16 protein-coding genes and 10 tRNA genes are annotated in these 13,868 nt (G+C 42.7%); all 26 read left to right on the forward strand.

Annotated elements, in window-relative coordinates; genetic code table 11:
• The first annotated feature begins 10 nt into the window (after nucleotides 1-10).
• Nucleotides 11-1,498, forward strand: coding sequence for a degradosome RNA helicase CshA (cshA, locus tag AWH49_RS12725; RefSeq protein WP_063966022.1), 1,488 nt, complete (start codon nucleotides 11-13; stop codon nucleotides 1,496-1,498).
• Between the two features lie 62 nt (nucleotides 1,499-1,560).
• Nucleotides 1,561-1,908, forward strand: a complete 348-nt coding sequence (gene acpS, locus AWH49_RS12730) for a holo-ACP synthase (RefSeq protein WP_018395447.1) — start codon at nucleotides 1,561-1,563, stop codon at nucleotides 1,906-1,908.
• Between the two features lie 48 nt (nucleotides 1,909-1,956).
• Nucleotides 1,957-2,925, forward strand: a complete 969-nt coding sequence (locus tag AWH49_RS12735) for a LolA family protein (RefSeq protein WP_018395448.1) — start codon at nucleotides 1,957-1,959, stop codon at nucleotides 2,923-2,925.
• Nucleotides 2,926-3,015: 90 nt separating this feature from the next.
• Nucleotides 3,016-4,155 carry an alanine racemase gene (gene alr / locus AWH49_RS12740; protein WP_018395449.1) on the forward strand — a complete coding sequence of 380 codons (1,140 nt, stop codon included), beginning with the start codon at nucleotides 3,016-3,018 and terminating at the stop codon, nucleotides 4,153-4,155.
• A 137-nt stretch (nucleotides 4,156-4,292) separates the two neighbouring features.
• Entirely contained in the window at nucleotides 4,293-4,574 is a 282-nt protein-coding gene (locus AWH49_RS12745; RefSeq protein ID WP_018395450.1) for a CopG family ribbon-helix-helix protein, read from the forward strand.
• Nucleotides 4,575-4,579: 5 nt separating this feature from the next.
• Nucleotides 4,580-4,930: a type II toxin-antitoxin system PemK/MazF family toxin gene (locus AWH49_RS12750; protein WP_018395451.1), complete on the forward strand. Its 351-nt coding sequence runs from the start codon at nucleotides 4,580-4,582 to the stop codon at nucleotides 4,928-4,930.
• A 185-nt stretch (nucleotides 4,931-5,115) separates the two neighbouring features.
• Nucleotides 5,116-5,943 carry an STAS domain-containing protein gene (locus tag AWH49_RS12755; protein WP_063966023.1) on the forward strand — a complete coding sequence of 276 codons (828 nt, stop codon included), beginning with the start codon at nucleotides 5,116-5,118 and terminating at the stop codon, nucleotides 5,941-5,943.
• Nucleotides 5,944-5,945: 2 nt separating this feature from the next.
• Nucleotides 5,946-6,302 (forward strand): STAS domain-containing protein, encoded by a 357-nt coding sequence (locus AWH49_RS12760; protein WP_026221831.1) that lies wholly within the window; start codon nucleotides 5,946-5,948, stop codon nucleotides 6,300-6,302.
• Between the two features lies 1 nt (nucleotide 6,303).
• On the forward strand, nucleotides 6,304-6,702 hold the full coding sequence (locus AWH49_RS12765; RefSeq protein ID WP_018395454.1) for an anti-sigma regulatory factor: 399 nt from the start codon (nucleotides 6,304-6,306) through the stop codon (nucleotides 6,700-6,702).
• A 10-nt stretch (nucleotides 6,703-6,712) separates the two neighbouring features.
• Nucleotides 6,713-7,723, forward strand: coding sequence for a PP2C family protein-serine/threonine phosphatase (locus AWH49_RS12770; protein WP_034288575.1), 1,011 nt, complete (start codon nucleotides 6,713-6,715; stop codon nucleotides 7,721-7,723).
• A 92-nt stretch (nucleotides 7,724-7,815) separates the two neighbouring features.
• Nucleotides 7,816-8,145, forward strand: coding sequence for an anti-sigma factor antagonist (locus AWH49_RS12775; protein ID WP_018395456.1), 330 nt, complete (start codon nucleotides 7,816-7,818; stop codon nucleotides 8,143-8,145).
• Nucleotides 8,145-8,612, forward strand: a complete 468-nt coding sequence (rsbW, locus tag AWH49_RS12780) for an anti-sigma B factor RsbW (protein WP_018395457.1) — start codon at nucleotides 8,145-8,147, stop codon at nucleotides 8,610-8,612. Before AWH49_RS12775 ends, rsbW begins: the two co-directional genes overlap by 1 nt.
• Nucleotides 8,590-9,384: an RNA polymerase sigma factor SigB gene (gene sigB, locus AWH49_RS12785; protein ID WP_063966024.1), complete on the forward strand. Its 795-nt coding sequence runs from the start codon at nucleotides 8,590-8,592 to the stop codon at nucleotides 9,382-9,384. Before rsbW ends, sigB begins: the two co-directional genes overlap by 23 nt.
• Nucleotides 9,384-9,980 carry a PP2C family serine/threonine-protein phosphatase gene (locus tag AWH49_RS12790; protein ID WP_034288583.1) on the forward strand — a complete coding sequence of 199 codons (597 nt, stop codon included), beginning with the start codon at nucleotides 9,384-9,386 and terminating at the stop codon, nucleotides 9,978-9,980. Before sigB ends, AWH49_RS12790 begins: the two co-directional genes overlap by 1 nt.
• A 65-nt stretch (nucleotides 9,981-10,045) precedes the next feature.
• Complete coding sequence (locus tag AWH49_RS12795; RefSeq protein ID WP_211268403.1) at nucleotides 10,046-12,196, forward strand: Tex family protein; 2,151 nt, start codon at nucleotides 10,046-10,048, stop codon at nucleotides 12,194-12,196.
• 2 nt (nucleotides 12,197-12,198) lie between these two features.
• Nucleotides 12,199-12,660, forward strand: a complete 462-nt coding sequence (locus AWH49_RS12800; RefSeq protein ID WP_063966032.1) for a SprT family protein — start codon at nucleotides 12,199-12,201, stop codon at nucleotides 12,658-12,660.
• A 134-nt stretch (nucleotides 12,661-12,794) separates the two neighbouring features.
• Nucleotides 12,795-12,869, forward strand: a tRNA-Asn gene (locus tag AWH49_RS12805).
• 9 nt (nucleotides 12,870-12,878) lie between these two features.
• Nucleotides 12,879-12,969 (forward strand) — tRNA-Ser (locus AWH49_RS12810).
• 18 nt (nucleotides 12,970-12,987) lie between these two features.
• A tRNA-Glu gene (locus AWH49_RS12815) sits at nucleotides 12,988-13,059 on the forward strand.
• 56 nt (nucleotides 13,060-13,115) lie between these two features.
• Nucleotides 13,116-13,192: transfer RNA gene (locus tag AWH49_RS12820), tRNA-Asp, on the forward strand.
• A gap of 13 nt (nucleotides 13,193-13,205) precedes the next feature.
• Nucleotides 13,206-13,280 (forward strand) — tRNA-Gln (locus AWH49_RS12825).
• 4 nt (nucleotides 13,281-13,284) lie between these two features.
• A tRNA-Lys gene (locus AWH49_RS12830) sits at nucleotides 13,285-13,360 on the forward strand.
• Between the two features lie 94 nt (nucleotides 13,361-13,454).
• A tRNA-Leu gene (locus tag AWH49_RS12835) sits at nucleotides 13,455-13,540 on the forward strand.
• A 9-nt stretch (nucleotides 13,541-13,549) separates the two neighbouring features.
• Nucleotides 13,550-13,626: transfer RNA gene (locus AWH49_RS12840), tRNA-Arg, on the forward strand.
• Nucleotides 13,627-13,642: 16 nt separating this feature from the next.
• Nucleotides 13,643-13,719, forward strand: a tRNA-Pro gene (locus AWH49_RS12845).
• 26 nt (nucleotides 13,720-13,745) lie between these two features.
• Nucleotides 13,746-13,819 (forward strand) — tRNA-Gly (locus tag AWH49_RS12850).
• Nucleotides 13,820-13,868 lie beyond the last annotated feature (49 nt).

A 13,868-nucleotide genomic window follows, 5' to 3' on the forward strand; every position in this document is an offset into this window, starting at 1 on the left:
GAAGAAACTATTGACGAAATTTAAAGATTTAAACTTAAGCGCTGAGACGCTAAGAGCTATTGACAAAATGGGCTTTGAAGAAGCGACACCAATTCAGGCGGATACAATTCCATTAGGCCTTGCAGGAAAAGATATTATCGGACAGGCGCAAACGGGTACGGGTAAAACGACTGCTTTTGGTGTACCAATGGTTGAAAAAATCGATACGAAAAACGATTCAATCCAAGGTCTTATTATTGCGCCGACACGTGAGCTGGCAATTCAAGTATCAGAAGAACTTTACAAAATCGGCAGCGGAAAACGTGCACGTGTATTAGCTGTATATGGTGGACAGGACATTCAACGGCAGATCCGTGCATTAAAACAACGTCCACACATTATCGTTGGTACACCAGGACGTATTTTAGATCATATTAATCGCCGTACATTGAAACTTGAAAATATTCAGACGCTTGTTCTTGATGAAGCAGATGAAATGTTGAACATGGGCTTCATTCAAGACATCGAATCCATTCTTTCAAATGTTCCCGAAGAACGTCAAACGCTTCTATTCTCGGCAACAATGCCAGGACCAATCCGAGCGATTGCAGAACGTTTCATGAAAGATCCAGAAATGATCCGTATTAAAGCGAAGGAAATGACGGTTTCAAATATCGATCAATATTTCGTGAAAGTGCAGCAACGCGATAAATTTGACATTCTTTCTCGTTTAATGGACGTTCAAACACCTGAGCTAGCGATCATCTTTGGCCGTACAAAACGCCGCGTAGATGAGCTTTCAAATGCACTTAGCCTTCGCGGTTACCAGGCAGAAGGAATTCACGGTGACTTAACACAGGCGAAACGTCTAACTGTGTTAAACCGCTTTAAATCCGGGAAAATCGATGTACTTGTCGCAACCGATGTTGCAGCACGCGGTCTGGATATTTCAGGCGTCACGCACGTTTATAACTATGACATTCCACAGGATCCGGAAAGCTATGTTCACCGTATTGGCCGTACAGGTCGTGCCGGTAAAGAAGGGATGGCGATTACATTCGTTGATCCGCGTGAAATGAGCTATCTTCGTGAAGTGGAACGTACAACGAAAAAACGTATGACGCCAATGGAAGCTCCAACGTGGGACGATGCACTCAGCGGTCAGCAGCAAGCAGCTGTAACGGAGCTTGAAACAACGATTACAAAAAATGAATTGACAGAATATCGTACATTTGCAAAAAATTTGCTTGATCAATACAGCCCTGAAGATATCGTGGCAGCTGCTGTAAAATTGATCACAAAAGAGCCGGACCGTACACCGGTTCACATTACAAATGAATCTTCACTTCCGCAAAAACGTGATAATTTCCGCAGCAAGAATTCTGGCGGCGGCTATCGTAAATCAGGCAGCGGCGGTGGTGGTCGTCAAGGCGGCGGACGTTCTTATGGAAACCGTGACCGCAAAGGCGGTTCGGGTGGATCAGGCGGCGGCGGACGTCGTAAATATTCTTCAAATTAATAAGAAATGAGCCGTTCCGGTCTATACTGGAATGGCTTTTTTTTGAGAGGAATGTGAACTGGATGATAAAAGGAATTGGCATGGATATTGTGGAGATTGATCGGATTCGCCGTTTGATCGAGCGGCAGCCCAAGTTTATTGAACGTATTTTAACACCGCAGGAACTGACGTTTTTTCACGATAAAAACGGAAGCCGTCAGTGGGAATACGCAGCCGGCCGATTTGCAGTGAAAGAAGCTTTTTCAAAAGCAGAAGGAACAGGCATTGGTGAGCATTTATCATTTCAAGATATTGAAATCAGTTCAGACGATAAGGGACGACCGATCTTAATTCGTCCTTATTCAGAAGGTGTACATATCACAATTACACATAGCCGTGAATATGCGGCAGCAGTTGTTGTGATCGAATGAATATTGCCCTAAACATCCTCATATAGTGCTTATGAGAGGGGTGCGGCAATGAAAAAGTGGATTGGCTTACTAGCAATCGTTTTACTCCTGGTATCTGCCTGCGGAGCGCCGACGAAAGAAGATGTTGTGACGGAGATTAACGAAAAAGCAAAAAACGCTGCCGGATATAAAGCGAAAGCCGTACTTGAAATTCAAGCCGGCAAAGAAAAACAAAGCTATAACGTAGACATCTGGAATAAGCAGCACACGTATTACCGCGTTCATCTTGCTTCTGTTACTAATAAGCATAGTCAGACGATTTTAAAAAACAAATCAGGCATTTACGTTATGACACCTTCACTTGGTAAAAGTTTTAAGTATGATAATAATTGGCCGGAAAACAGCAGTCAGTCTTACTTATTTGAATCACTCGCTGCAGATATACAGGCAGATGGAGAAGCGACATTTAAAGAAACAGCCAAGCATTATGTATTTGAAACGAAAACACGCTACACAAATAGTAAGATTCTGCCGCGTCAGCAAATAACATTCAATAAAGATGATTTGACACCAGTGATGGTCAAAGTGATGGACAAACAGGAAAAACCCGTCATTACTGTTATTTTTAAAAATATGGATTTAAATCCAACATTTTCAAAAAAGGACTTTGAGCGGAAGGAAACGACAACAAAAGAAACAGCAGGTTCGGTGGAAGAAGAATTCACTGTTCATTATCCAGTCGCTATAACGGATTCCACGCTGATTGATGAAACGAAAATAGGGGATAGAGTCGTGTTAACATATGGAGGAGACAAGCCATTTACACTTATTCAAAAAAGAGCATCCGCCTTAAATGGACAAAGTGTCGTTTCTGCATCAGGTAACATGACGGATATGGGATTTGCAGCCGGTGAATCAGCAGAAGGATCGTTAACCTGGGTATATAATGATGTTGAATTTATGATGGCATCCGACGTGATGACGAAAGGTGAGATGGAATATACGGCAGCTTCCATGCAGCCGGGTGCAGTAAAGTAAAGGACGGCGGTCATAGTTTACCGCCGCTTTTTTTGCGTGTAAAATAGAAGTGCAAGTATCATGACTTTGACAAAATAGGATGTGAGGAAGATGGATTATTATCGCGATACATGGGCGGAAATAAATCTTGACGCAATAAAGTGGAACGTCGCAAAAACAATTCAACATTTAGCAGATTCAATGACAATGTTTGCTGTTGTAAAAGCGAATGCGTATGGCCATGGCAACGTGCAGGTAGCAAAGGCTGCGCTTCGTGCAGGGGCAAAAGGGCTGGCGGTTGCTTTTTTAGATGAAGCATTGTCACTAAGAAAAGCAGGCATTACAGCACCGATCCTCGTTCTCGGTGCCAGTCGTCCTAATACTGCGGGTATTGCAGCAACACATAATATTTCTTTAACCGTTCATGAAAAAGAATGGCTGACTCATGTGCATATGGAAAAAGGTCAAACGCTGCGCGTACATATTAAATGTGATACAGGAATGGGCCGGATTGGTGTGAAAACGATAGATGAATTGCAGTCGATCATCGATAAACTGAATCAATCTGAATCATATGTATTCGAAGGTATATTCACTCATTTTGCGACGGCAGATGAAGTACATACAGCTTATTTTGAAAAGCAACTTCAGACTTTTCAAGAGCTTGTTTCATCTATTTCAGAAAAACCGCGCTATATTCATTGTGCAAACAGCGCTGCAACACTTCGTTTTCAAGGTGCTGGTGTCAATACAGTACGATTTGGTATTTCGATGTACGGACTGACGCCATCTCTTGAGATTCAATCATTACTACCTTTTGAGTTGAAGCCGGCTTTTTCTTTGCATACGAAACTTATCCATGTGAAACAAATGCATGAGGGGGAGAAAGTCAGCTATGGAGCGACGTACGAAGCGTCAGAAGGAGAGTGGATCGGTACATTGCCGATTGGATATGCCGATGGATGGATTCGCAAGCTGAGCGGGCAGGAAGTGCTCGTTGATGGCAAGCGGACACCGATTGTTGGCCGAATCTGTATGGATCAGTGTATGATTCGCCTTCCGCAAGAATATTCTTGTGGTACGGAAGTTACGCTTATTGGTCGCCAAGGTGATGATGAAATAACAATGGATGAAGTGGCAAGAAAACTCGAGACGATCAATTACGAAGTTCCGTGTGTCATCACCGCGCGTGTTCCACGTGTCTATAAGGAGAATGGACAAGTCGTTCATGTATCTAATCCGTTGTTGTAATCAGTGTGGGCTACTCCTTATTCACTGTTATACAATATTTTTCAATTGCCTCTTCCATCCTAGAACATGCAATGGTATGATGTCTATGACAGTAACAAAAAAAGAGACGTGTGTAGTGATTGGTGGAGGTGTAGTTCTTGTCTGAATCCAGTACGACGACAGATGTGTTAGTAAACTTGCCCAAGCAGTTTGTAAATGAACTTGACTGTTTTGCGGAGCAGGAAGAAATTAGCCGGAGTGAATTTATTTATCGAGCTACAAAAATGTATTTGCGTGAACGAAAAAAGCGTCATATTCGTGAATCTATGCGCCGCGGATACATGGAAATGGCGAAAATCAACCTTGCTATTGCTTCTGAAGCGATGCAGGCTGAATATGAGGCAGGCAACACAGTCGAACGTTTAGTAAGTGGAGGATAAACCGTGTGATCGTAAAACGTGGTGACGTATATTTTGCAGACCTGTCTCCTGTTGTCGGTTCCGAACAAGGCGGCGTCCGGCCTGTTCTTGTCGTCCAGAACGACATCGGGAATCGGTTCAGTCCCACTATTATCGTTGCGGCCATTACAGCTCAGATTCAGAAAGCCAAACTGCCAACGCATGTCGAAATTAATGCTGAGCGGTACGGTTTTGAAAGAGATTCCGTCATTTTACTCGAGCAGATCCGGACAATAGATAAGCAGCGGCTGACAGATAAAATAACGCAGCTAGACGATGGAATGATGGAGAAAGTGGACGACGCCTTGCAAATTAGTTTAGGTCTTATACAATTTTAATGAAGGCATCTACGGGGAAACCGTGGGTGCTTTTTTTTATGAACCTGAATTTCCTGAATTTTTTGTAATAAGCAGAGGGTTCTGCTTTTTAATTGCTCTTATAACCTTTATAATGAAAATAATGAACGTTTTTGACGAAACCGCTTGCGATGTGCTGCAACGGAATGATGATTGGAGCGAACTGAATGCGTAAAACAATTTATCAATATGTATATTCTCATAACGATGAGATTTTAAATGAATGGATTGAACTTATGCGCAAAGAAGCAGACGAACGGGCTATTCAGACAATGTCCGATCATATGTTTATTAAAACAAGTGCGGAATTTGTTGAGCTAGTCATGTCGAATTTTTCAGAATCTGTAGAAGCATTTCATGATCGAGCTATCGAATTCTCAGAAAAAATTGTCCGGCTAGGCTGGCCGCTGACGATGATGACAGATGGTTTGCGGGTGTTTGGACAAATTGTTGAAGATAGAATGAAAAAAGAAGGAAACATTGATCATAACAGCTATGTCGAATTTGCTGCTGAAATTAACAACTGGATGTTCCCCATGTATAAAACGATTACACAAGCCTACACAACATCATGGGAGCGGACCGTTTCTCTTCAAAAAATTGCGCTTCAGGAATTGACTGCACCCCTTATTCCGGTTTTTGATAAGATTTCGGTTATGCCGCTTATCGGAACGATCGATACGGAACGGGCAAAGCAAATTATGGAAAATTTACTTGAAGGAGTTGTCAATCATCGGGCGGAAGTCGTTTTAATCGATATTACAGGTGTACCAGTTGTCGATACAATGGTCGCGCATCATATTATTCAAGCAGCAGAAGCGGTCCGTCTCGTCGGTGCGAAATGTACGATTGTCGGCATTCGTCCCGAAATTGCCCAGACGATCGTCAATTTAGGCATTAATCTGGAAGATGTGACAACGACGAGTACACTGAAAAAAGGTGTCGAGCAGGCGCTAACGCTCACGTCAAGGAAAATTGTGGAGGTGCAAGAATGAACATGAGAATTCCGATTTTAAAACTGCATGACTGTTTACTCGTTTCGATTCAATGGGAACTTGATGATCAGACGGCGCTTCAATTTCAGGAAGACCTTCTTCATAAAATTCATGAAACGAGTGCACGCGGCGTTGTTATCGATTTTACATCTATTGATTTTATAGATTCTTTCATTGCGAAAGTGCTTGGTGATGTGATTAGTATGTCAAAGTTGATGGGCGCGAAAGTGGTCATTACTGGTATTCAGCCAGCTGTTGCAATTACATTGATTGAACTTGGTATTCACTTAGAGGGAGTTATGACTGCACTGGATCTCGAAAAAGGTTTGGAGAAACTTCAACGGGAACTGGGGGACTGAAATGATGGACTCTAGTGTTAAAATAATAAATGAATGGGATATCGTAGCGGCGAGACAGCTTGGTAGAAATGTCGCAAAAGAGCTTGGCTTTGGTATCGTGGATCAGGCCCGTATCACGACTGCGATCAGCGAATTGGCGCGTAACATTTATTTATACGCAGGCCAGGGGGAAATTATCATAGAAAAGGTAGAGAATGGAGCAAAGAAAGGAATGACGATCATTTCACGCGACGCAGGACCGGGCATTTCCGATCTTCGCAAAGTAATGGAAGATGGATTTTCGACTTCTGGTGGACTTGGCGCAGGGCTGCCGGGCGTTAAGCGGCTGATGGATGAATTTTCAATCGAATCCACTCTAGGAGAAGGTACCCTTATTCAGTCGGTGAAGTGGCTCAGGTAGGAGGTAAAGGATGAATTTCAGAGACACGATGCTCGATAATTATAAAGAAATATTAAAAACATATATTAGCGATCAAACTGAACAGGCACTTTATTTGAGTGAGAAGTTCAGCAGAAAATTGCTTGAATGTAAAGTGTCTCCAGAAGAAATGATCAGTCTCCATAAAACATCTATTATGGAGTTGGAGCCTGATCTGCCGGAATCATTGCTTTTATCGCTTGATATTTTGCTTGAAGTGATGATGGCATATGGTCTTGCCTACCGTGAACATCAAAGTTTACGCACCATTCAGCGGGAATTGATTAATGAAATTGAAGTGGCTGCGAGCATGCAGCAAACCCTTCTTGGTACACAGATTCCTCATCTTTCTTCTCTGGATATCGGGGCAATCAGTGTGCCGGCTAAGCAGATGAGTGGGGATTACTATCACTTTGTTTCCCACGAAAACGGTGCAATTAGTGTAGCGATTGCCGATATTATCGGAAAAGGAATTCCTGCTGCACTTTGCATGTCGATGATTAAATATTCAATGGATAGTATGCCGGATGACAGTCAGGCGCCGGGAGACGTGCTGGAGCGCTTGAATCGTGTCGTTGAACAAAATGTAGACCCGACGATGTTTATCACAATGTTTAGCGGGTTATATCATCCTGAAAATCATACGTTCCATTATTCCTCGGCTGGGCATGAACCAGGCTTTTTTTATAACAGTGAAAAAGGGATATTTGAAGAATTAAAAGCAAAAGGCCTGTTACTTGGTGTTGATAAAAAAGCGAAATATAATGAATACGAAAGAAAAGTAGAAGTAGGCGATGTTATTTTGCTCATGTCAGATGGTGTAACAGAATGCCGGACGGAAGATGGATTTTTAGAAGTCGATACACTTATTGGCTATATAGAAAAATACATACAGCTCGGTGCTCAGGATATTGCTGATAAAGTTTACAAAGAACTTGAATATTTACAGGATTTTCAGCTGCGTGATGATTTTACGTTGATTATATTAAAACGAATAGCATAACAGGGGTTTACCATGCAGGTAAGTTGGGTAAAAGGAAGGTATTGAAAGCATAGAGATATCTAGATATTTTATTAAAAGGTGGTTTAATTTGAATGAACATTTCCATTGACGTACGAGAGCAAGAACTGCAGACAACGATCACACTTGCAGGTGAAATCGACGCATATACAGCACCGAAACTGCGTGAAACAGCTTTTCCATACACTGAAAAACAATATGCGAATGTCGTGATTGATTTGTCCGGGGTTTCATATATGGATAGTACAGGTCTTGGTGTATTCGTAGGCCTTTTTAAAAGCTTAAATGCAAATGAAGGAACGTTAAAACTTGTTGGCTTATCAGACCGTTTAAAACGTCTTTTTGATATAACAGGACTCGCAGACATCATGAATATTAACTCTGTAGCAGAAGGTGGCGTGTAATGATGGCAGTAGTTGACTACATCGAAATGAAAATCCCGGCAAAGCCGGAATTCGTCGGAGTCACTCGTTTAACACTGTCTGGGATTGCCAGCCGAATGGGCTTTTCTTACGAGACAATTGAAGATTTAAAAATTGCAACGAGTGAAGCGATCACGAATGCTGTCCAGCACGCGTACAAAGGTGAAGAAGGCGAAGTGCTGATCGGTTTTGGCTTATACGATGATCATCTCGAAGTCGTTGTTTCCGATAATGGGAAAAGTTTTGATTTTCATAAAACAAAAGAGTCGCTCGGCCCCTATATAGATCATTCTGTAGAATTTTTACGTGAGGGAGGATTAGGCCTTTACTTAATCGAAACATTAATGGATGAAGTAAAAGTGCATCAAAATGAAGGGATCACTTTGTTTATGACTAAGTATCTTGAAGGAGAGCAGGTGGAGATGGATGCAGAAACCGTCTCGACCTAACCAAGCTGCAAAGCTTCAGGCCATAGACTGGATTAAAGCATTTCAGGAAAACGGTGATCAAGAAGCACAGGAAAAGCTTGTTAAACATTATCAAGGCCTCGTGGAATCAATCGCACGTAAATATTCAAAAGGCCGCTCCCATCACGAAGATATCGTTCAAGTAGGCATGATGGGATTACTAGGTGCGATTCGCCGCTACGATGATTCATTTGGCAAAAGCTTTGAAGCGTTTGCGATCCCGACAGTCGTCGGTGAAATTAAACGCTTCTTACGTGACAAAACTTGGAGTGTGCATGTTCCGCGCCGGATTAAAGAGCTTGGGCCAAAAATTAAATCGGCAAATGAAGAATTAACAACATCGTTGCAGCGTTCGCCGCGTGTCGACGAAATATCGCAATATCTTGATATTTCCGAAGAAGAAGTACTCGAAGCGATGGAGATGGGGAAAAGTTATCAGGCACTGTCTGTCGACCACTCGATTGAAGCGGACTCGGATGGCAGTACGATTACGCTTCTTGATATTGTGGGAAATCCTGAAGAAGGCTATGAGCGTGTTGATCAGCGTCTTGTGCTTGAAAAAGTATTGCACGTCTTGTCTGAACGTGAAAAGCAAATCATTCAGTTTACTTATTTGGAAAATTTAAGTCAAAAAGAAGCCGGTGACAAGTTAGGTATTTCTCAAATGCATGTATCAAGGCTGCAAAGACGGGCTATTAAAAAATTGAAAGAAGCGATTCATGCAGAGGCGTATTCAACGGGGCATCTATCTTGATGGAGCATATGAAAAATACATTCATTGAGATGATTGCTGGCAGCCATTCAAAAGATGGGAATTCTTTTTGTGGAGACACGTATTATGTTGATCAGAAAGACGATGAATTTATTTGTCTGCTTGCTGATGGTCTTGGAAGCGGCAGATATGCCTATGAATCCTCATATGCTGCTGCTGAAGTGGTAGAGCAGAATTGGCACTCGGAGACGATAGAGAGTTTGATGGAATTGATCAATCAATCGCTTTATCAAAAACGAGGAGCAGCTACTGCTCTCTTTAAAATCAAATTCAGCACCCGTCAATTTGAATATAGCTGTGTCGGTAATATTCGGTTTTATTTATATGGACCGGATGAGAAGTTAACATACCCACTCCCCGTTACCGGCTATTTGTCTGGGCGTCCGCAGCGTTACCGGATGGAACGGTTTCCGTATGAGCAAGGCAGTAAATTTCTCGTTCATTCAGACGGCGTGAACTTGTTGAATACGAAAGAATTAATGCGCTATCGAACAATAGAGCAAATCGCTGCTGAACTCAACGAGGTAGCGGCAAAATCAAATGATGATGCAACGTTTATCGTTGGAAACCTGCTGTGATTCAGCGGGTTTTTTATTTTTTTGATAAAATGAAATTATTCAATAAAAGAAGCGGAGGCTTGGTGATGGAAGAGCAATTATTAAAAGCGACAGCAGCAGATACGAATATCGTATTGAAAAATGTACGTGCAGTCATTCAATTAACGGAAGAAGGGAACACGATTCCGTTTATTGCCCGCTACCGAAAAGAAATGACCGGATCACTTGATGAGGTAGAGATTCGAACTATACTTGAACGATTTACATACCGGAAAAACATGGAGCAGCGTAAAGAAGATGTGATCCGTTCCATTACAGAACAGGAAAAAATGACACCTGAACTCGAACAGCATATAAAAGCAGCGGCCACATTACAGGCCGTGGAAGATTTATATCGGCCATACAAACAGAAAAAGCGAACGAAAGCATCGATTGCGAAAGAGAAAGGGCTTGAACCTTTTGCAGAATGGCTTTTGACCTTTCCAGAGCAGGCAAATGTGAAGCAGGAAGCCGCGCAATACATGTCAGATCAGGTGACAGATGTAGAAGAAGCTATTGGGGGCGCGTCTGATATCATTGCTGAAAAACTAGCAGATGATGCATCCGTCAGACAGCGCATCCGTCTTGATATGATGAAATATGGGAAAATAAAAACAGAATTAAAAGGCGAAGACGAAAAAGAAATATTTAAAATGTATTATGAATATGAAGAAGCGATCAGTAAAATTGCGCCTCATCGCACACTTGCTGTGAACCGTGGCGAGAGCGAAGATGTGTTGAAAGTCAGCATTGTATTCGATGAAGAGCGGGTCATGCGCTTTTTAACAAAAACGTTTATCACAACGGACAGAAGTGAAACAACATCGATCGTTATTGCTGCTTCACGTGATGCGTATAAACGGTTAATCCGCCCGTCCGTTGAGCGTGAAGTGCGCAATGAACTGACGGAAGTTGCAGAAGAACGAGCGATTCATATTTTCTCTGAAAATTTGAAAAACCTGCTTCTGCAGCCACCTTTAAAAGGAAAGATTGTTCTGGCTGTCGATCCAGCTTACCGAACAGGCTGTAAACTAGCTGTCGTCGATGAGACGGGGAAGGTACTTTCTATTAACGTGATCTATCCGCATCCGCCAAAAGCGAAGAGAAAAGAGGCAGAGGAGCTTTTTAAACAAATCGCCGATCAATATGAAGCGGACATCATTGCGATTGGAAATGGAACCGCTTCACGTGAATCGGAGCAATTTGTCGTTGAAATGATCCCGAAGCTGAAAAAACAGACGGCTTATATCATTGTGAACGAAGCAGGCGCTAGTGTGTATTCCGCGTCTGACATTGCCCGCGATGAATTTCCAGATTTAAAGGTGGAAGAACGCAGCGCTGTGTCGATTGCGAGACGCATTCAAGACCCGCTCGCAGAACTCGTTAAAATCGATCCACAATCTATTGGCGTAGGTCAGTATCAACATGACGTTTCACAAAAAAAATTATCCGCTTGCCTTTCATTTGTCGTTGAAACAGCAGTCAACAGAGTAGGGGTGGATGTAAATACAGCCTCTCCATCATTGCTTGAACATGTAGCTGGACTAAATAAAACCGTCGCTCGTAATATCGTTCAGTATCGTGAAGAAAATGGCAAATTCCAAAAGCGTGCTGTCATTAAAAAAGTGCCGCGTCTCGGTGGGAAGACATTTGAGCAATGTATCGGTTTCTTACGTATTACGGGGGGAGAGGAACCGCTTGACCAGACATCTATCCATCCGGAAAGCTACAAAGAAGTGTCCGCTTTATTGAAAAAACTGGGCTTTACTAAGCAAGAAATCGGAACGGAAAAATTGGCTGAATCACTGCGATCACTCGATGTGCAGCAAGCAGCTGTGGATCTTGATATCGGTGAGATTACATTGCACGATATTATTGAATCGCTACAAAAACCAGGGCGCGACCCACGCGATGAACTCCCAGCACCATTGTTAAAAACAGACGTATTAAAGATGGAAGACTTGAAAAAGGGAATGGAACTTGAAGGAACGGTAAGGAATGTAACGGACTTCGGTGCGTTTGTAGATATAGGGGTAAAACAAGATGGTCTCGTCCATATCTCTAAATTAAAAAAAGGATTTGTGAAGAATCCATTTGACGTTGTGTCAGTAGGTGACATTGTAACGGTCTGGGTTGAGAGTGTCGATGCAGATAAAGAACGGATCGCACTAACGATGGTTCAGACAGATAAGCAATGATCATAACGGATGAAATGGTTCAGCAACTGACAGAACAATTGTCGCTTCAGTTTTTCAAACGTCCATTTCGACATAAAGCATATATAAATAAACGGCTGCGCACAACCGGCGGCCGTTATTTACTCCATTCACATCATATTGAAGTAAATGAAAAATATGCAATGGAGTACGGCGAGGAAGAATTGATTGGTATTATAAAGCATGAGCTATGTCATTATCACCTACATTTACAGAGAAAAGGGTATAAGCATGGAGATGCTGATTTTAAAAAGCTTTTGATAGAAACGAGTTCTCCTCGTTATTGCCGGGCACTGCCAAGGAAAGAAGAGAAAAAGAAGGTACGTCAGGTTTTGCACTATTGTTGTCTAGAATGTGGGATTGTTTATAAACGATATCGGAAAATGAATGTATATAAATATGTGTGTGGAGCATGCCGGGGACAAATATCAGAAATAACTGATTAACGTATTGACAAGAGCTGTCTCAATTGCTATCTTAGTTGAGCAGCTTTTTTTAATTTATTTCTTTATAAAAAAAGTATTGACGAAAATTGAAAAAAAAACTATAATGTTAATTGTCGATAAGGCGCTATTGTCGTTCCGCAGTAGCTCAGTGGTAGAGCAATCGGCTGTTAACCGATCGGTCGCAAGTTCGAGTCTTGCCTGCGGAGCCATATTCATTTGGGGAAGTACTCAAGAGGCTGAAGAGGCGCCCCTGCTAAGGGTGTAGGTCGGGTAACCGGCGCGAGGGTTCAAATCCCTCCTTCTCCGCCAGAGTAATATTTTTATAAAGGCCCCTTGGTCAAGCGGTTAAGACACCGCCCTTTCACGGCGGTAACACGGGTTCGAATCCCGTAGGGGTCATCGTCGGGAAGCCGGCTTTTTTCAAGGCTTCTCTTCTCTATGTGATTTTTATGTTTGGTCCGGTAGTTCAGTTGGTTAGAATGCCTGCCTGTCACGCAGGAGGTCGCGGGTTCGAGTCCCGTCCGGACCGCCATTTTCATTTTGATTGGGCTATAGCCAAGCGGTAAGGCAACGGACTTTGACTCCGTCACGCGCTGGTTCGAATCCAGCTAGCCCAGCCATTTTGAGCCATTAGCTCAGTTGGTAGAGCATCTGACTTTTAATCAGAGGGTCGTAGGTTCGAATCCTACATGGCTCACCATTAAGTTTTTTAAAAAAGTGTTGACACACTGGCATGGCTCGTGTAACATATAATTCTGTTGGTAAGGGAAATTAAGGTGTGTAAAATGCTTAATGCGGTCGTGGCGGAATGGCAGACGCGCTAGGTTGAGGGCCTAGTGGGGGCAACCCCGTGGAGGTTCAAGTCCTCTCGGCCGCACCATTATAATAAGCGCCCGTAGCTCAATTGGATAGAGTATTTGACTACGAATCAAAAGGTTAGAGGTTCGAGTCCTCTCGGGCGCGCCATATGAATTTTAAAAAACGGGAAGTAGCTCAGCTTGGTAGAGCACTTGGTTTGGGACCAAGGGGTCGCAGGTTCGAATCCTGTCTTCCCGACCATTTCTTTTAATGAAAAGGTCGATCAAGCGGGTGTAGTTTAATGGTAAAACCTCAGCCTTCCAAGCTGATGTCGTGGGTTCGATTCCCATCACCCGCTCCATAACTGATTGAACATTGAAAACTGAACAAAATCAATAAAAACGTCAACG

Source organism: Domibacillus aminovorans (assembly GCF_001643235.1).
Taxonomy (GTDB): domain Bacteria; phylum Bacillota; class Bacilli; order Bacillales; family Domibacillaceae; genus Domibacillus; species Domibacillus aminovorans.